The organism is Microbacterium sp. LWO13-1.2 (assembly GCF_038397725.1).
In the GTDB taxonomy this organism is placed as follows: Bacteria; Actinomycetota; Actinomycetes; order Actinomycetales; family Microbacteriaceae; genus Microbacterium.
On the sequence record NZ_CP151634.1, the window covers coordinates 82,227 to 100,593 of the forward strand.

16 protein-coding genes are annotated in these 18,367 nt (G+C 68.0%); 5 read left to right on the top strand and 11 right to left on the bottom strand.

Annotation, left to right across the window (positions count from 1 at the left end; genetic code table 11):
- Nucleotides 1–138 precede the first annotated feature (138 nt).
- On the bottom strand, nt 139–330 hold the full coding sequence (locus tag MRBLWO13_RS00395; protein ID WP_341975776.1) for a DUF2273 domain-containing protein: 192 nt from the start codon (nt 328–330) through the stop codon (nt 139–141).
- On the bottom strand, nt 327–773 hold the full coding sequence (locus MRBLWO13_RS00400; RefSeq protein WP_341975777.1) for an Asp23/Gls24 family envelope stress response protein: 447 nt from the start codon (nt 771–773) through the stop codon (nt 327–329). The genes MRBLWO13_RS00395 and MRBLWO13_RS00400 overlap by 4 nt, the downstream gene beginning before the upstream one ends.
- 147 nt (nt 774–920) lie before the next feature.
- Here MRBLWO13_RS00400 and MRBLWO13_RS00405 point away from each other — a divergent pair, with 147 nt between their 5' ends.
- Nucleotides 921–1,739, top strand: coding sequence for a hypothetical protein (locus MRBLWO13_RS00405; RefSeq protein ID WP_341975778.1), 819 nt, complete (start codon nt 921–923; stop codon nt 1,737–1,739).
- Between the two features lie 85 nt (nt 1,740–1,824).
- Complete coding sequence (locus tag MRBLWO13_RS00410) at nt 1,825–2,217, top strand: hypothetical protein (protein WP_341975779.1); 393 nt, start codon at nt 1,825–1,827, stop codon at nt 2,215–2,217.
- Between the two features lie 64 nt (nt 2,218–2,281).
- On the opposite strand, the gene MRBLWO13_RS00415 is transcribed toward MRBLWO13_RS00410, so the two are convergent.
- The 8 genes from MRBLWO13_RS00415 to MRBLWO13_RS00450 form a co-directional block, all read right to left on the bottom strand.
- On the bottom strand, nt 2,282–3,076 hold the full coding sequence (locus tag MRBLWO13_RS00415) for an NAD(P)-dependent oxidoreductase (protein ID WP_341975780.1): 795 nt from the start codon (nt 3,074–3,076) through the stop codon (nt 2,282–2,284).
- Between the two features lie 65 nt (nt 3,077–3,141).
- Complete coding sequence (locus MRBLWO13_RS00420) at nt 3,142–5,613, bottom strand: CHAT domain-containing tetratricopeptide repeat protein (RefSeq protein ID WP_341975781.1); 2,472 nt, start codon at nt 5,611–5,613, stop codon at nt 3,142–3,144.
- Between the two features lie 20 nt (nt 5,614–5,633).
- A complete protein-coding gene (locus MRBLWO13_RS00425; protein ID WP_341975782.1) occupies nt 5,634–7,157 on the bottom strand; it encodes a S8/S53 family peptidase in 1,524 nt (507 codons plus the stop codon).
- A 13-nt stretch (nt 7,158–7,170) separates the two neighbouring features.
- Nucleotides 7,171–7,647, bottom strand: coding sequence for a hypothetical protein (locus MRBLWO13_RS00430; protein WP_341975783.1), 477 nt, complete (start codon nt 7,645–7,647; stop codon nt 7,171–7,173).
- A complete protein-coding gene (locus MRBLWO13_RS00435; protein WP_341975784.1) occupies nt 7,644–8,252 on the bottom strand; it encodes a sigma-70 family RNA polymerase sigma factor in 609 nt (202 codons plus the stop codon). Before MRBLWO13_RS00435 ends, MRBLWO13_RS00430 begins: the two co-directional genes overlap by 4 nt.
- 86 nt (nt 8,253–8,338) lie before the next feature.
- Complete coding sequence (locus MRBLWO13_RS00440; RefSeq protein ID WP_341975786.1) at nt 8,339–8,626, bottom strand: hypothetical protein; 288 nt, start codon at nt 8,624–8,626, stop codon at nt 8,339–8,341.
- Nucleotides 8,627–8,731: 105 nt separating this feature from the next.
- Complete coding sequence (locus MRBLWO13_RS00445; protein ID WP_341975787.1) at nt 8,732–11,185, bottom strand: M14 family zinc carboxypeptidase; 2,454 nt, start codon at nt 11,183–11,185, stop codon at nt 8,732–8,734.
- Nucleotides 11,186–11,190: 5 nt separating this feature from the next.
- Nucleotides 11,191–14,484 carry a S8 family serine peptidase gene (locus MRBLWO13_RS00450; protein WP_341975789.1) on the bottom strand — a complete coding sequence of 1,098 codons (3,294 nt, stop codon included), beginning with the start codon at nt 14,482–14,484 and terminating at the stop codon, nt 11,191–11,193.
- A 214-nt stretch (nt 14,485–14,698) separates the two neighbouring features.
- Here MRBLWO13_RS00450 and MRBLWO13_RS00455 point away from each other — a divergent pair, with 214 nt between their 5' ends.
- Both MRBLWO13_RS00455 and MRBLWO13_RS00460 read left to right on the top strand, forming a co-directional pair.
- The gene (locus MRBLWO13_RS00455; protein ID WP_341975790.1) at nt 14,699–15,184 is read left to right on the top strand and encodes a hypothetical protein; all 486 of its coding nucleotides are present in this window, start codon (nt 14,699–14,701) and stop codon (nt 15,182–15,184) included.
- A 241-nt stretch (nt 15,185–15,425) separates the two neighbouring features.
- The gene (locus MRBLWO13_RS00460) at nt 15,426–15,797 is read left to right on the top strand and encodes a VOC family protein (RefSeq protein ID WP_341975791.1); all 372 of its coding nucleotides are present in this window, start codon (nt 15,426–15,428) and stop codon (nt 15,795–15,797) included.
- Between the two features lie 10 nt (nt 15,798–15,807).
- Here MRBLWO13_RS00460 and mmuM read toward each other — a convergent pair whose 3' ends face one another.
- Nucleotides 15,808–16,743, bottom strand: coding sequence for a homocysteine S-methyltransferase (gene mmuM, locus MRBLWO13_RS00465; protein ID WP_341975792.1), 936 nt, complete (start codon nt 16,741–16,743; stop codon nt 15,808–15,810).
- 265 nt (nt 16,744–17,008) lie between these two features.
- On the opposite strand from mmuM, the gene MRBLWO13_RS00470 reads away from it, so the two are divergent.
- Nucleotides 17,009–18,367, top strand: a complete 1,359-nt coding sequence (locus tag MRBLWO13_RS00470; RefSeq protein WP_341975793.1) for an MFS transporter — start codon at nt 17,009–17,011, stop codon at nt 18,365–18,367.

The following is an 18,367-nucleotide window of genomic DNA, read 5'->3' on the forward strand; positions in this document are numbered from 1 at the left end:
AGAGGTCGACGGAAACGTCGCGTGGGGAAACCCTCGCTGCATCCCGCACCAGACCGACTGCGAGATGCTGCAGGGCGCGAGCGGTTACCGTCGTCCTCCCCGGTGCGGCGCTGTGTGCCGTCTCGGTTCGGCCGGGAATCATGACGACGAGCGCCTGCCCCGGAAGACATCCGCAAGAGCCCGCACATCGAGTCGCCCGTCGATGATGCGCCCCACAGCAGCACCGATGAACATCGCCACAGCGACCAGGACGAACGCCCAGAAACCGAGCGCGACCCATGTGAGCGCGAGCACGGTCCCCACCGCCGCGCCGGTCACCGAGGTGGTCACAGGACTCGTGCCTCCTGCTGACGTTCGCCCTCGTCGTCGTCCGACGGAATGTGAACGTCGTTCACGGTGACGTTGACCTCGGCGACCTCCATGCCGACGAGCTCCACCATGGCGCGGTGGATCGCGGCCCGAACCTCGTCAGACACCTTCTGCAGCGAGACGGGGTACTCCGCGACGATCGTGACATCGACGGCCACCTGGGTCTCGCCGACCTCGACGCTGATCCCTTGGGACAGGTCAGTCGTGTTGAGCGCATCGCGGATGGCCCCCACCATGCGTGCGGCGCCGCCGCCGAGCGCATAGACGCCACTCACTTCACGTGCGGCGATACCGGCGATCTTCGCGACGACGCCGTCCTCGATCGTTGTCTTGCCTGCTGCAACCGCTCCCTGCGGTGCAACGACCTGAGCCTTGGGCTGGGTGCCACCAGTCACATTCGCCATCCTGAGCTCCTTCATCCGTAGGTGTCCGCTGCCGGTGAGGACCGCGGGCCGCAATGCTGCGACACCACTAAGACGGATGGGAGGAGCAAAACGTCACAGATTCGTCAGAATTCTCCTCACTCCATCGGATGGCACACCGCTCGCCGCGTGAGAATCGCCCCCATCTCGTTCGCCGACGCGAGTATCGTCAGCACCGGAGGCATCATGCCCAGTGTTCGCGATCTCGTGGCCGTGGCAGAGGCCAGCGCCGAACTCGGGCCCGGCGCCGAACTCGGGCCCGGCGCCGAGGAGCGAGTCTCGGGCTACGGATTGATGAGTCTTCCATTCACGTCGGGCTACGTCCTCGCCCTCCGTCGGTTTCCCCTCACGTCGCTCGGCCCGGGATACACATCCGTTTGGCTGCGCACCCCGACTGGGGCCTGGACGATCTACACGTCCATCGACGCGCTGCTCTCCTGCCCGCGCTACTTCGGGAGCGCCCTGGAATCGACGTCCGTCCATGAGATCACGGTCGACTGGATCGGCGAGCGCTCGTTCGTGGTGAGCATCGGCGACGAAGTCGGGCTGCGCTGGAAGGTCGTCCTCGCCGCCACACCGATCACTCGGATGATGTCCGGCGTCGCCAGCGCTCTGCCGGCCGGCTCCTGGCAAAACCAGCGGTTCCTGTCGATGCTCGGCGCGGTCGCTGGACTCTCGCTGCGTGCCGGACGCATCGGAATGACCGGACGCACTCCGAATCGGCAGCTCTTCAAAGCCAGCCCGAAACGAATGTGGATCGTCGAGAGTTCCACGGCTTCGCTCCACGGCGAAGATCTCGGCGCCATCGGGCCGCTGCAGGAGCAGACGAAGCTCGGTGACTTCTGGATGCCGCAGCGCGGGATCTTCATGATCGGCGGTGCCGCTTTCGACCCCCTCGATGCTGGGGCTCATCCGCCGACGACAAAGGTCGGCGCGCGCGAAGGGTGAGCGGGATCGGGAGCTGCTCGCCCTCCACCGGACATCGATGAGGTCCCGATCGGCGGTTGTCCTCACAGAGTTGTATGGTGTGGGCGTGAAGTATCGGCCAGGGTTGAGGCTCGGAGACCTGACAGATCTCGGTTCCAGGAAGCGAATCAAGGCGATCAACCGATGGATCAGCGACGCCGAAGAGGTGGAGCAGGTCGACGTTGAATACGCGATAGCGGTGCTTGAGCTCGAATCTGGGATCGACCACTCAATGATGGCGATGACGATCTCACTGGCCGCCTTTGTGGCGGCGATCGGTGCTTTGCTCGTGGGAGATGGGATCGCGGTGGGGATTGTGATGGCGCTCGCTCTGTTCGCAGTGTTCGGTGTGCTCGTCATCCTCCTTCTCGGCGCCAAACGAAACGAAACACTGATCGCGTTGTACGGCCTGCGACGGCAGCGGCGCCGGTCGGCGTGGTGGCACGTTTGGGACCGTTGATCGCTGCGAGGCCCGTCCACCTTGCGCCGCCGCTGAGCACGACGTCGTGGCCGCGACGCCTCTGTCAGTCCGTACGCATCCGGTCGACCGAGTACTCCGCCGTGGCGTACACCCCACCTTGCGGGCCACTGGGGAAGGGCGGCTGATCGCTCCCGAGCTCGGCGGCATCGTCGATCGGCACGAATCCCGCTGCCCGCCCTGCCTCGAGACTCCACCAGCGTTCGGTGTTGTTCGAGACCGCGTAGAAGACTGCATGCCTCTGGTCGGTGGTCATCGCGGCATCGAATGCGCGGAGGGCATCGCGGGGGCTGAGCCAGGTGTGCATCTCCCGCGCGGACCCGGGCATCGGCTCATAGCTGCCGATGCGGAGGGCGATGGTGCGGAGATGGAACTTGTCCGAATAGAGGCGGCACAGGGCTTCACCGGCGACCTTGGAGACGCCGTAGAACCCGTCGGGCCGCGGGGGCATCGCCTCCTCCACCGGAGTGTCAGCGTCGTAGAACCCGGTCACGCGGTTGCTGCTGGCGTAGACGACGCGGCCCACCTCGGCGCGGCGCGCCGCTTCGAGCACGTGGTAAGTGCCGACGATGTTGATCTCCGCAAGATCGTGGAAGTCCGCCTCATCGGCGATTCCGGCGAGGTGAATGACACCGACGCATCCCTCGAATGCCGCTTCCAGACCCGCAAGATCGCCGACGTCGCAGCGGAGGAGACGCTCTGAAGGGGTCACCCGCGTGATCTCCGCGACATCGATCGACACGAGTTCGACGGACGTGTCGGCGAGGTGCTCCCGGAGAGCGGTGCCGATGGTGCCGGCGGCTCCCGTGATGGCCCAGCGCTGTGCGCGTGTCTCGTTCATTCAGTCGACGCTAGCGGAAGGCGTGAGCGCCTCGGTTGCGCGCGCCCCCGTCGTCAGGGAACGGTTCAGAATCCTGCGCCGTGGGCTTGAAAAGGGGCCACGATCCCCGTCTCTTCGGCCGCGCGCGCAAGCGACTCGGCTGGCACCATGCCGGCGGCGAGCCGCTCGTGCATCGCGGCGAGCAGATCGCATGCGACGTCATCGGCGACCACAACGGGAGACGCGATGACGCAGCGCGTACCGGCGTGCAGCCATGCTCGAGTCATCCCGATGGCTTCTTCGCCCCATCGGACGGACGAACGGCCGAGCTCACATGCCGAGAGCACCACCGTGTCGGGGACCTTCGGAATGAGGTCGATGTCATAGCCGAAGAGCGCGCCGTCGGTGAGTTCGAGGCCGGAGAACAGCGGGTTCTCGGCCGAGTGCCTGCCGTGCGCCGCGATATGGAGGGTGCCGACCGTCGAAGCGAGCTTCTCGGTCTCGTCGACGGTCGCCGCCTCCGGAGGAAGAACGGTTGCCCCGTTCCAGGCTGACGCCGCTCGCGCGATCTCCTCCGGGCCACGCGAGATACGGGGGCCGACGACGAAGCCCACCCCCGGCGCGGCCCCTCCCCGCCGGTCGGCGACCCATTGGCTCGCCGATGTCGCGATCGTGAACGCTCTGCGGCGCATTCCCGGCAGCATCCCCCACGGGATCCCGCCCAGGACGCCGGGCACGGTGATCGCGACGCGCCTCTCGCCGATGGTTTCCACGATCGGCTCGACGAGCACCGACGACAGCGCTGCCAACCGCTGTTCGAGCGACTCCCGCACGACCGGCACCATCGGTCCCGAGCGAACCGATGCGCTGACGTCGAGGTCTGCGCGCAGCCCCGCATAGGCAGTACTGATGCGCGCCCAGGGACCGATCTCGATCACCCTGGCCAGATCGTCGGTCACAGCGAGCGCCGTGATGCTCGTGCCGTCGAAGACGTAGGTGACGAGCGCCGTGTCCACCGCGAGGGTCGAGCGAAGGTCTTCGAGTGCGATGCGATCCCGTGACCCCGCCGCACCGGTCGAAGACCACTGCCGACGGCGGACCCGCTCGCTCAGCTCGGCGGCACGAGGCGATGCGAGCCAGTCGCCCGCTCCGGACTCGGAGCGCAGCATCCGAAGCTCGGCGAGATCCGCGGCCAGCGCCTCATCCCGCGGCGGACGCACCGGAATCGTCTGTTGACTGAGGTGCCGAGCGCGCTCCGACCAGTCGAATACGACGTCGGGCCGCCGCGAACGCACGGCGGATCTGAGCCCGGCGAAGATCAACCCGCCGCCGTGCATCACGAGCGACGTCGCGAGGTCGAGGCTGCCGAACGACCGCTGCCATTCGGCGAGCGCGTCCAGGCCCGTGGCAGCATGCCGTCTCGCGCCGGACTCGTTTCCGCGCGCCGCAGCGCGAGCGGATCGCACTTCGTGTGCAAGCAGGCGCACCTGCAGCGGAGCATCGGCCGGCGTGCGGATGGCTGCCGGCGGTGCCGCCGGATGCGGGTGGTCCGCGAGCCGGAGCTCTCGAGTCAACCGCAGCGCCTCTGCGTCGGCACGCAGGTCTCTCGCCTGGAGCGCCGCGATGACGGCGTCCGCCTCGGCGACCGCGGCTGCCGGCACGCGCCGCCGCTCGCCGGAGTGCTCGGCCACGGGCGCGAGCTGCGCGCGCAGACGCAGGGCGTCGGCGCGCAGCGCCCACCACTCACTGCTGATCCCCCGGAACGTGCGGGCGGCGACGGTCGCGGTCGCCGCCGCTCGCACGGGCGTGTGCGTGAGAAGAGACCGCGCCAGGTGGAACTGCGCCTCACCCTTCGCCTGCCGCATGCGGTTCGCGGCGAAGACGCCGACCACCCGTTCGAGGCTCTGCTCCGCTTCGCGAGCGAGTCCGGCATCCCGGAGCACTTCTGCGCGGTCGAGGTCGCAGATGGCGGCGTTGACAGCGGAGGCCGCGGCGAGCGCACCCCTGGCCTCCCCCATCGTCTCGAGCGCCACGATGAGGTCGCCCTCGAGCAGCGCGATATAACCGGCATTGTGCATGGCCATCGCCCGCTCGACCTCACCCCCGACCGTCTGGTAGTCGCTGGCCGCCGCTTCGACGTCGGCACGCGCCGCCGCCAGATGTCCGGCCTGGCTGTGCGCGACACTGCGATTGACCAGCATCGGCGCCCGATACTCCACCTCGTCGCGGATCCCCGCGATCCCCCGGTCCAGGAGGGCGACCGCCTCATCGAGCGCGCCTCTCTCCAGCGCGAGGAGACCGAGCTGGCCGTAGACGATCGCCGCGGTGCCATCCGACACCCCGGGAAGCGCGAGCGCCTGCTGGCACAGCTGCGCAGCGGCATCCGGATCACCCTGGCGGATCGTCAGCGCGGCGAGCGAACCCGCAATGCGAGCACGCAGATCCGGGTCGTCGGTGCGCTGGCCCGCGAGGAGCAGCACCCGCCGCGCAGCAGCGTTCTGCCCCGCGTTCAGGTGGGCGCGACCCCGACGGTGCAGCTCTGCGGCGGATAGCCTCATGCATTCAGGATGGCGGGTGGTCAGTCCATCCGCGAGTGGTCCTGTGCGGTGAGTTCCTTCACCACGCTCTTCTTCGCCGCATCAGGACTCTCGCCGGCCACGATTCGCGCCGCGATCCGCCCGGCGACCACGGGAGCCGCGAACGACGTGCCGCTCCACACCCCGAACCCTCCCCGGAAGTCGTCGACGTCGAGCGTCTCCCGACGATGCCCGTGGCCGTCATCCCTCGTGCCCGCCTGGATGCCGCCCTCGAAGGTGATCGGCACCGTGGAGAGCAGCGAGACACCGGGGGCGTACACCTCGACCCAGTCCCCGATGTTGGAGAACAACGCGATGGAGCGGTCGGATGGGTTGAGCGCGCCGACCGACACATGACGGCCGGGATCGTTCGAGGGGATCGCGGCCGGGTACGTCGGCCTCGACGTTGCTTCATTCCCCGCGGAGCATACGACGACGCAGTCCCGCATGCGGATCTCGTCGAGGAGCCTCTTGAGCTCGGACACGGTGTCCGGGTCATCGGGTGTCTCGTGGTGAAAGCTGAACGACAGATTCAGCACCGCGACCTTCGAGCCACCTCGCTTCGATTCGAGGGCGCTGTCGTCCATGAACTCGACGAGCCGGCCCAGCGCTCCGATCAGGTCGCTCTCGAGGATGACCCCCTCGCCGTCGGCGACACGTACCGGAAGGATCAACGCGTCGGGGCATTCCTGGTGGATGATTCCGGCGATGAAGGTGCCATGCCCGGCGGCATCGTCGAAGATGCCGTCGAGCGGCTCGGCGAGCGACGGTGTGCGCTCCGGATTCGTCGGCGATTCCGGCTCGATGCCGATCGGTTCGCCGGCGCCGAGGCGCGGCTCGATGACGGCATCCTTCAGCCACGGGTGTTCTCCCCAGCCGGTGTCGAAGACCGCGACGATGGGACGGATCGCATCAGGATGGCGGCGGGTCGGCTTCGCCCCGAGGTAGGTCACCGGCTGCAGGCCGCCGGAGCCGAGCTCGCCGTAGCTCCCGATGCCGACTGTCCCCGCGTTCGCCTTGAACGGATTCGCTTTGAACGGATTCGCTTTGAACGGGTTGGCTTTGAACGGGTTCAGACCGATGGGGTCGGTCGTGAGGACGTGGTTCAGACTGATCCCGCGTTTCCCCCAGCCGGTGCGTCGCGCCTGCCGCAGCAGCGCCCACGCGTCGGGTGTCGCGACGACGTGCTCCGCCTCCTTGGCCATACCCAGGCGGAGACGCACGGACCTGCTCACGCCACGAGATCGCGGAATCGGCATGCCTCTCTGGGGGTCGATGCGGGGGTCTTCGATGTTTCCGCCGCTCTCGCCGGCGTCCACCGTCCATCCCGACTTCTCCGCAAGCGCCCGCAGCCTCTCGACCGCGCGGGCGTCCGCCTCGCCGGTATCGACCAGAAGCTCGTCGGAGACGTACAACGCCGGGAAGACGGTGCCCGGCACCTCACCAGAGGGGTCCAGCAGCGTGAACCGCCTGACCTTCCGCCAGTCATCGGGATTCCGCCTGGTCTCCACGCCCTGATCGCTCACGTCGGCTCCTCACTCACACTTCGAATTGGGGGGTCTGGAATTCGTGCAGCTCGCCGTCAGCGGCCCGCACCACGATGCGCATCCTGGAGACGCCTGCGGGTATCGAGTCGAACTCGAAGCGCCCGTTGTCGCCGGCGCCGGCCGACCAGTCGCGCTCCCCCTGCGTGAGGCGGATGGCGAGAGCCTCGGCGTCCACCCACCCGTCGATACGCCTTGAGCCGTCTTCGGTCGCTGTCACGTGCAGCAGCACGCTGGTCTTCCCGTCGCTGAACTGCAGCGTCGCGGTGTCGGCTTCACCGCGGATCACCGCGAGCGGTGATCCCTCGACGAGCGTCAGCAGTTCATACGCGCGAGACACGTCCTCGACAGCGACGGCCGCGACCATCCGGTCGACGAGGTCGTCCGGTTCGGGATCCGCCTCCCGCCACATCTCGCGAAGCCGCGCGAACAGCGCGACCTCGGGGCCTTGGCCCTCATCGTTCATGCTCATGATCTTCCTCCCCAGCCGTCGCCCTCGAGCAGGGCGCGGAGCTTGCCCAGACAGCGCTGGCGCGTCGGTCCGATGGACCCGATCGGCATTCTGAGATCTGCAGCGATGTGGGCGTAGTCGGGTCGTTCCTCGAACGCGATGACCCGCAGCAGTCGCTGGCATCGTGCGTCGAGCGTTCCGACGCTGATCCACAGGCGACGACGGTCGTCCTCCACCTCCGCGCTCTGCTCGGCCGACTCCTGCGGGGGCAGGTGGTACTCGAGCGCGTCCACTTCGGTCGCGTCGTCGCGCCGGTGCCCTTTGCCCACTCGCCACGCCTCGCGGCGCGCGCACATCGTCAACCACCCCGAGATCGCCAGCGGCTCGATGATCGACTCGTGCCTGCGGACGAGCGTCAGCCACGTCGTCTGCACGACGTCCTGCGCGAGGGCGGCGTCGAGCCCGTAGGCGCGCACGACATGCCACAGCGAAGGAGTCATGAGCCGCACGAGCTCGTCCATCGCGCTGCCGTCGCCGTCACGCCAGCGTACGAAGAGGGAGCCCGCGCGTTCCCAGCGCGCGGGCTCGGTGGAATCGACCGCGTCAACGGTGCCCTCCTGCGTCATACGGTCAATTGTGTCCACAGCGAGGAGAGAGCGATAGGGCGGTGCCTGATACATGGCCAAACGTCCAATTCTCCGGTGACACCGATTCAGTTGGACGGCGCGGCTCCGACATCGATGGCGAGCCATCGCCGGATGACGTCGCCGTTCTCGTCGTCCCAGTCGGGTTCGGTGAGCGCCCATCGATGCATGAAACGTGCCGCCACATCGCGGTGCAGCCCGGCCTCGAGAACTTCGGCGAGCGCCTCCGCCTCCGCGAACTGCAGACTGCAGATGACTTCCTGGGCTCCCTGGGATCCGCTGAGGAGTTCTCGGAAGGTGCGGGCCAGTCGGTTGACGGCCTGCTCGAGACTCTCCGCGGCGACGGTGGTGTTCATGATTCGACCTCCTGGACGTTGATGAGGTGGAGCATCCTGTGCGCCTCCACATAAGAGAAGAGGGCGCAGGGCGCCTCGCGATACAACATCGGGAGGCATCCCTGTTCAGACCACCCGGACGCTCCGCCTGACCACGCGCACGAAGGGCGAACCGCAGGGGAGGCGACCTTCGATGCGGATGCTCACGCTCGAGAAGCCCGGTGGTAGCACAGCGCCCGTCCCGTCCCAGGTCAGGTGGCGCGGCCGCAGGCGGGCGTGCTTCGCGAGGATGCCCTGGAGCTTCTCGGACTCGCGGTCAGGGTCGAGATTCTCCGGAAGCAGGAGGCGCGGGTGCGCGACCGATGCGACGCTGACTCGGGGTGCGGTGAGCGGATGCTTCTCGAATCGCGCCCGCACCTCCAGTGTCGACGACTGTCCCTCCTTGAGCACGTCCGGCAGCCGGAGCTTCAGACGCAGCGGCGACCGGACGAAGGCGGCGACCGCACTCGCCACGGGTCGCGCGAACCGCTGGCCGCGATCGCCGCGGTCACCCCGCGCGCCGCGCAGGAGCCGCCAGATTCCGACGGCGGGGCGGAGGACGGTGACGTTGACGTATCCGTCGCCTCCGCTCATCCGCACGCCCCAGTCATCCACGCGAACTGCCCGTCCGGAGGGCGAGATCAGCACCACCCGCCCGAGCGTGCCCGACGACGTCGAGACGCTCACCGTGAGCTCATCGGCATCCGGCTCGACCGGAATGTCGATCGTCGGCGCACTGTCGATCCGGTTGACCACGAGACCCTGATCGGTGAGACCCGCGCGCATGTCGTTGTAGGCGAGGTGCAGGTCGAGTGCAGTGGGACTGTTGAGGAACAGCCCGCCGGTGGACGTCGCGATCGACTGCAGGAGCGGGGCGTCTGCGGCGGGGCCGAGCGCGACGGTGTAGACGCGGAGGCCCGCGGGAAGCGCGGCGAGCGCCGTCGCGACCGTCGGGTCGACGTTCTGGAACCCGTCGGAGACGAGCAGCACCGCGCGGGGTGCCGCGGCGCCGGTCAGCTCGCCGGCCGAGGCGATCATTCCGGCGCCGATCGGGGTCCAGCCGCCGAAGGCGATGCCGTCGACCGCGGCCCTCATCGTCGCCGCGTCACCCGGATCATCGAGCAGCGTGAGCGGCGCCTCCACCCGTGCGCGGTCGGCCGGCGGGGTCACCCCGGGAGCGGGGTCGGCGAAGCTGACCACGGCGGTCCTGTCGCCGAGGGACAGCAGATCGATGAACCGCTTGGCATTCTGCCGCGCCGCGGACTCGTAGCCGAAGGCGACCATGCTGCCGGTCCGGTCGATGCACTGGACGACGCTCAGCGGGGCGGGTGTCGTGACGGTGAGGGTCCTGGTCGCTTCGGCGAGCGCGCGCAGCCCGGTCGTCACCTCGGCGATGACGGGAGTCGCCTGCGCCCACGGCGGCTGGAAGTCCAGCCCGCACTCGGTGTTGAAGCCGAACACGCGATGCGCGAAGAACATGTACTCGTCGGACGGACCCGCATGGTTCGATGTCGTGCCGAGCGAGTAGGCGTTGCCGTTCACCGATTGGATCGCGGTGCGCAGCGTCGTCTCGAGCCCCGCATAGATCGCCTCATCGGCGGCTGACACCGGCTCGGATGCCACGAAACTGCCGCCGGCCGGGTTCGGACGCAGGATCTGCTCGCCGTACGAGTGCGCATCCACTCCCACGAGCACGTTCGGAAACTGCTCGAGCACCCACCGGATGTTCCGATTCTCCGCCTCCGAGAAGGCGAATGCTCCGCGGAACGTGTCGTTGCAGGAGGCGCCGGAGGAGCCTGCTCCCCCGAAGTAGACCTCATAGTTGCGGTTGTTGTCGACGCCGAAGCATCCGCCGCCGTTGTTCCGCCGGTTCTTGCGCCAGCCTGCGTCGTCATGCACCGAGAACGTCAGCCCGTCCGGATTGAGCACCGGCACGATCAGGATGTCGAGGCCGTCGACGAGCGCGGTGATCGCCTGCACTTCCGGATCGACGCTCGCCGGGTCGTAGTTGTTCAGCAGCTGCGCCGCGAACTCGATCGCGATGAGCGGATTCATCCACTCGCGCGCGTGCGTGCCACCGATCAGCAGGATCCCCGGTTTGCTCTTGGATGCCGGGGTCGTCGTGATCCGCAGGAGCTGGACGGATGCCGGTCCCGCAGCGGATGCGAGGGAACCGTCGTATCCGAGGGTGGCCTCGGGAAGCGTGGTGAGTGCGCACAGAGTCGGATGCGCCGCCGCGAGGGCGGTGATCGCCGCCGCCACGCCGGGACCGTCGAGATACCCCGAGACGAATCCGGTCGCGATATCCGCCAGACCACCGCCCACGTCGTCACGGAGATCGCGGACCTGCAGTTCCGAGACCCGGGTGACCGGCAGCCCGAGCGTCTCGACGATGCCGATCTCGGCATCCGTCAGCACCAGGTGGAGCTCGCCGCCGACCACCATACGGTGGTCGGCGGCGATGCGGCCATCGGTGTCGAGCTGGGCGACGACGAGCAGGTTCGCCGGCGTCGCCGGTACTGTGCACCGAAAGGCAGCCATGGCCGTCAGCGCTTGCCGACTCGGATGACGAAGCCCACAGAGCCGTCGACGTGTCCGCGGTCGTCGCGCTGGAGCACGACCACCTCGTATTCGCCCTCCGGTGTGTCCGGCTCGATGACGCCCCCGAGCACGAGCAGCGTCGGGTGGTCCCCGGGTGCCGGCACGGGAACGCGCACGCTCTTCACCGGGGAGAGGAGCACCACTTCCCGGCCGCCCTCGAAGCCGAGCGACCACGTCGGTCGCGCCGGGAGCCGGATGCCGAGCAGCCGGGGCTCGAGAACGAGGGTTGCGAGGTTGCGCGTCGGCTTGATCCTGGTCGGTGTCTCGACGGGCTCCCTCCGCCCCGTGGGCGTCCGCTCCGCCAGCACCCGGATCCGGCGCCGCAGCACCGGGTCGATCAGGTCGAGGTAGAGCCGCACGGACTTGGGCAGCTCGCCACGGAGGATCTCGAGCGACATCGACTTGCCGCCGTTGAGGTCGTGGCCGATGACGAAGCCGGCGGCGAAGTCGCCCCCGCTGGAATCGGCATCCACGATCGAGATGTTCTTCTGCGCGAGGTTGTTGTCGTCCCAGACGTGGTTGCCCGTCGGGAGCGGGCCGTCATGCGGGGTCACCTCGGCCAGAAGGCACGGATGCCATTTCACCGGGGTCCCGCCGATCATGATCGTGTCGGGCGGAATGAGCCCGGCCGGCCATTCGACGCTCACGATCTGCTCCGCGCCCGCTGCCAGCGGGCCGACCTTGGCTTCGCCGATGAAGTAGGTGCCGTGCGCCATCGGCGACGGGATCGGGTCACCCGGTCCGTTCGTCGGGATGAAGGACGCAGGCCACGTGAACTCCGTCCCGGGCCAGTGGGTGATCGACAGCCGCACCCAGGCCTCGTTGGACGCGACCGCGCTGCGGTTGCGCACACGGGCGTGGATCCAGTTCGCCTGGCCGCGGATCGGCGGCTGATGGGGTCCCGCAGCGCTGTACGACGCGGGAACCGCGCCGGGGTCGGATGCCGGGTTCGTCGTGCGGCACCACAGGTCCGGCGTGTTCCAGAAGCCGCCAGCCGTCGGCACGTTCCCGGTGTCGCCGAGGTTGTCGCGCATCACGATGTCCGGGAGTGCGCCGAAACTGATCGCTCCCTGCACAGCCGCCTCGGCATCGACACGGCCGTAGCCGTACCAACCACTGCGGACCGCCGGCTGGCCCGACGTCACGGACGGGTTGCCCGCGGCATCCAGCCATTGACCGACCGGGTCGGTGTTCGCGAGATCGAACCTCACGGCGGTGTCGCGAAGCACCTGCCGCGCCTGTACCCACGTGAGCACCGGCTTCGCGGAGAGCACCAGGGCCGCAACCCCCGCAGCCAGCGGCGTCGCCGACGACGTGCCGCCGAACGCGTTGGTATGGTTCGCGGGACCCTGCACGACCGCGGAACCGTTCGCGTGGGCATTGAGCAGACCGCCGGACCAGCCGGGAGCCCAGCCATTCAGCGTGATCGTCTTCGTCATCGCGTTGATCGACACGATCCGCGCCGGCTCGCTGCCGTTCACGCCGACCGCACCGAGGTGGAGCACCTGTCCTGCGGCGAGGCCCGCGACGCTCGCGACCGTGATGCTGGTCGCGCCGGCGGCGCTGGCGGCCGTCATCGTCGTCGAGATCGCCGGGAAGCTCGGCAGGTTGCCGTCGCCGATGTGGGCGGCGCCCCATGTCTGGTAGTTGGCGGGCGGGTTGTGCAGCCCCGAGTAGTCCTCGGTCGGCGACGAGAGGGCGATGCTCCCCCAGCCGGACATCGTGGCGCGCACTTCGGTGACTCCGTCGTTCGCGAGAGTCGTACCCGCGATCCCGAAGGCCTTCTCGTACGCTCCCCATGGCCGCGCCGTCACGTTGTTCTGGTTCGCGTTGCCGGTGGAGAAGAAGCAGAGCGTGCCCTTGCCGCCTCGCCCGAACGTGGTGAGGAAGTCGAGCGTCGCCCGTGCGGTGCCGGACAGCGGCGAACCCGCGCCAGGTGTGAGACTGCACGTGATGACGTCTGCGCCGCGGCTGAGCGGGGCGGGGAATCCCACGATCGGGCTCTGCGGGTTGAACCCCGCCATCCAGATGTACTGGTCGGACACCTCGATGTCGACGTATGGCGTGCGACCCGCAACACTCATCATCTGCACGTTCGGCGCCGCACCGGCGACGCCGAATCCCCCGCCGCCGGGTGCGGGATTGTTCGCCATCGCAACCGAGACGCCCGCGACACCGGAGCCGTGATCACTCCACGGGCTGTTGTTGTTCGCGACCATGTTGTCGAAATCGAAGGACGCGAACACCTTGGGCTGACCGTTGGTGAGGGTGCCGTTGAAGTCGCCGTTGGTCGGCGTCCCGCCCGACTCCTGGACACCGGAGTCCCACACCGCGAGGAGAATGTTCGGGTCGCCGAATGTCTGCAGGCCGTTGTCCTGAAGGATCTGCCACGCATCGGGCGCACCGACCAGGATGCGGTCCCAGGCACCGGGGAAGAGGAAGTCGTTCGGGGTGACGGTGTCGACCTGCGGCGAGACCGCGAGGCTCGGCTCTGCCCAGGCGACGTCGTCGCGGGCGGCGAGCTTCTCGATCACCTCGAGCGCGTCGAGGGAGGCACCGCGGTGCAGCCGGAACACGAACGTGGTCGTCGCGTACGGAAGTTCGCGCGTCAGCACGCAGCCGAGCTCCTTCGCGATCGCGGCCGCCTCTTCGCGGCGCGGACCGCGGAACTGCACGACGATGTCACGGGTGAGGTGGCTGAAGCCCTCCTCGCCCTGGATCACGACAGCGCCGGCGTGCTCGACATCGTCGAGGGCATCGAGGCGCTTGAGGATCTCTTCGACGGATCCGCCGGCGCGGTACAGCCGCATGCCGGCCTGGTGAGCGAGGTCTGGGAGCTTCTGTTCTTCGAGACCGAGGTCGCCGGCGATCGCGTCCAGGTTGTTCTGACGCCGTGCCTGGCGCGCCAAGGTGACCCCGATGAGCCCGGGCTCGGCGTTGACCGGCACGCGCACGTTCTCGCGAAAGAAGGTCGGGGTGCCGGGCTTGGCGAGCAGCACGAGTTCGGTGTTCTGTGACTCTTGCAGCGTGATGCGGCGGGTCTGTTCTGCGAAATCCGGATGCCGGACGGTGAGCACGGCGGTGCCGGGAGGCAGCTTGTCACCGAGGTAGGCCGCGACGTCTTCATGGAAGTCGAGGCGACGGGGCGAGCCGGGCTCGCGGGCCGATTCCACTTCGACGTGGGCATCGGGGGCGGGTTTCTCATCGAAGAGCACATCGACGCGAAGCATGGCAGTCATGGCAGAACCTCCTGGTCGAGACGGATTGTCAGCAGGGAAGAGTCATGCTCCTGGCTCGTTGATACGCCGCGCCGAGGATGCGGAGCGGCGGTCGCCATCGCGTATCAGCGCGGCGACGACCGCCTCTTCATCTGCGACCCGTGTGGTGAAGGGTCGCCGAGGCCCGCCAGGGCCGTGAGGGTCCGCTGCGGCGGACCGGAAGGAGGGAGCCGCCATGGCACCCAAGAAGTCGCTGCGCGAGACAGCACTGTGGGCGATACTCGCGAATCGCCATCCCATCTTGTGGGAAGAGATCATCGGCCCACTCGGACCGCTCGGCAAGGTCGCGGTGAACAGGGTCGCACTGAACCCGCAGCCGCTGCCGCCCGCCGAGGGCGCGATCGGCGTCCGCTACGGTCTCAAGACCGCATTCGCCGTGGTTCAGGCGGCTGGCACCGCTCGACTGCTCGGCATCGCGTTCGACGACATCCCGGACATCTGCCCGCCGGAGCCGGAGCCCTTCCCGCCGCTTCCGGAGGGCCCGGATCCGATCCCGTGGCGGACGGCGCTCAAGACCGTGCCGAACTTCTACGAGGACTATGCGCTGGGGCTCGCGATCGGGCTGGAGACCACCGCCGGCGACTGGGAACACCTGCCGGTGGCCGGGGCGCTGGGAAAGCTGCGCGAACGCGCGATCGGCATCGCGCCCGTGCGGGACTGACGATTGCCGGTCTCAGTTCTGAAGCGCGCCGGAAGGGGCGCCTGCTTCACGCGCAGGCGCCCCTTTTCCGTGGGCTGCACCAGGCGTAGAGTGTGCGCACATGCGATAGCCACCGCCCGCTGATGCGTCTCCCGCCGTTCGGCGGACGAGGATACCGGCCACCGGTCGCGCGAGCAGCTCAGGTGAACGGTAGTCCCACCCGTTTCATCTCCCTTTCACGCGCTCCAAAGGAGGAGCCACAATGCTTAAGGAACTCCACACCGTCCTCCCTGCTGCAGACCTGCAACGCGCACGGACCTTCTATCACGACAAACTCGAACTCGACCCCGATGAGATCCGTGACGGCATGCTCATGTATCACGCATCCGAAGGATCAGCCTTTGAGATCTACGAGACGAGCAACGCCGGCACCGCGAAGAACACCCAGATGGTCTGGTTGACAGACGACCTCGACGCGGAGATGGCTCGCCTGCGCGAACGCGGCGTCGTCTTCGAGGACTATGACATCCCTGGCATGAAGACCGAGAACGGTGTCGCCACGATGGACGATTCCAAGGCGGCCTGGTTCCGGGACACGGAGGGCAACTTCCTCTGCATCGCGCAGCAGCTATAAGTTCAGCGGATCAACCACGGAGCGCAGTGGCGAGGTCGGCGATGTCGGCCGGGGTCGTGCGGCAGCAGCCGCCGATGAGACGTGCACCGCGTGCGCGCCAGTCCGGAGCCATGTCAGCCAGAGTCGCTGTGCTCTTCTCGCCGGGGCCCCACGTCTTCGTGATCGGGTCATAGGCCTCGCCCGAGTTCGGATACGCGACAAGAGGCGCGCTGGTGTGCGCCGCCAACTCGTCGAGCGCCGGCGAGACGAGATCGATCGGAACGCAGTTCACCCCGATTGCGATCACACCCGCCCGGCCTTCGAGCGCCCGGGCGGCATCGGCCAGCGGAGTGCCGTCGCTGATGTGCCGGGCGTCGCGCAATGAGAAGGCGTACCACGCGGGCGTGCCCAACTCATCGGAAAGCTCGGCGAGAGCGAGCGCCTCCGTGAGTTTGGGCAGGGTCTCGAAGGCCAGGATGTCGGCGCCGGCTGCCACGAGCGCAGCCACGCGAGGCCGGTGGAAGGCGAGGAGCTCCTCGCGCGACAGGTCGTATTCACCGGTGTACTCGGAACCGTCGGAGAGGAACGCCCCATACGGGCCGACAGCGCCGGCGATGACGTGCAGGGCGGATGCTGAATCGGAGGCGGATTCCGCGGCACGAGCGGATGCCGCGAGCCGGACGCTGCGGGCGACGAGGTCGAGCGCAGCATCCTCATCGATCCCGCGGGCGGAGAACCCTGCGGGAGTCGCCTGGTAGCTCGCCGTCGTGGCGATATGAGCGCCGGCAGCGAAATAGTCCCGGTGCACGGCCTCGATGATCTCGGGCTGTTCGAGGAGCGCCTTCGCTGACCAGAGCGAGTCGTTGAGATCGCACCCGCGACGCTCGAGTTCCGTCGCGAGGGCACCATCGAGCACGACCGGGCGATCGGCTTCGAGGTGCTGGACCAGTCGGCGGCTGGCGGTCATCGCGTTCCTTCGGGTGTGGCTATCCAGGGTGTTCGAGGAAGACCCGGATATGACGAAAACCCCCGGAATCCGCGGGGAGTCTTGAGCTGTAGCGGGAGCGCGGCTTGAACCGGCGACCTCACGATCATGAGTCAGGTGTTGCAGTCTAGCGGCCAACCTTTCTGCCAGTCGGTGCATCTATTGCACTGACGGTGCAATAGATGTATGGTCGTTCGATCGGGCATCAACGCTCGACCACGCATCGACACTGCGCCAAGGGAGTCTCATGTCGACCATCACGTCCACACCACCGACCGCTCTTCAGAGCGCCATCCGCAAAGCCCGCTGGCGGATCCTTCCGCTCATCTGCGTGCTGTACTTCATCGCATATCTCGACCGCAACAACGTCGGCTTCGCTCGCGAGTCGATGAGCGCCGAGCTCGACCTGACGGCTTCAGCGTTCGGCCTGGGCGCCGGGCTCTTCTTCATCGGGTACACCCTCTTCGAGATCCCGAGCAACGCCGGCATGCACCGCTTCGGCGCACGCCGTTGGATCGCCCGCATCCTCATCCCCTGGGGCCTGCTCGCCATGGGCACGGCATTCGTCGTCGACGACACGTCCTTCGCGGTGATCCGCTTCCTGCTCGGCATCGCCGAGGCCGGGTTCTTCCCGGCCGTCGTCTTCTACTTCACGCTCTGGTTCCCGGTGCGCGAACGTGCGGCTGTGCTCGGCGTGTTCGTGCTCGCGCAGCCCATCGCCAACATGATCGGCGCGCCGCTCAGCGGTGCACTGCTCGAACTCGACGGCGTGGCCGGACTGCATGGCTGGCAGTGGATGTACCTGATCGAGGGAGCACCCGCGGTGCTGTTCGGCCTTGTCGTGCCGTTCCTGCTCACCGACCGCCCCTCGGCCGCACGCTGGCTGGCCCCCGACGAGCGGGTCGCGCTCGAAACAGCGATCACCGACGACAACACGAGGGTCACGTCGAAGAACCACAACTTCCTCGCCGCGTTGAAAGACGGCCGCGCCTGGGCCTATGCGTTCCTCAACCTGGGAATGGTCCTCGGTATCTACGGCCTCGCGTTCTGGTTGCCCTCGATCGTCGGCGAGATGGGCGACTTCGAGCCTTTCCAGCGCAGTCTCGTCGTCGCGATTCCCTACGCGGTAGGAGCATGTTTCGTACTGTGGTGGAGCCGCCGCGCTGACCGCACCGGCAAGCGCGCGTGGCACGTCGCTGTCAGCCTCAGCGTCGCAGCGATCGGTCTGCTCGGTGCAGGGTTCACCCTCACCGTCTCCCCAGTGATCGCGATGGCCTCGCTCTCGCTCGCCGCCATCGGCATCTATACGGCCATCGCTCCGATGCTCTCGATGTCGGCCAGCCTCTTCTCCGGCGCCGCGGCGGCCGCGGGCATCGGACTCGTGGGTGCGGTGGGGAACGTCGGCGGATTCATCTCGCCTGTCGCCGTCGGTTGGCTCACCGACCTGACCGGCTCCACTCAGGCAGGGATCCTGCTGCTGGCCAGCGCCCTGGCCATCACCGCCTTCGCAACATGGCGCTTCGCCGGCCGTCGCCCTGAGGGAGACACGAGCCTGGCACTGAACAAGACCGAGATCGATCCGACCCGCACTGACACGGAGGCATGA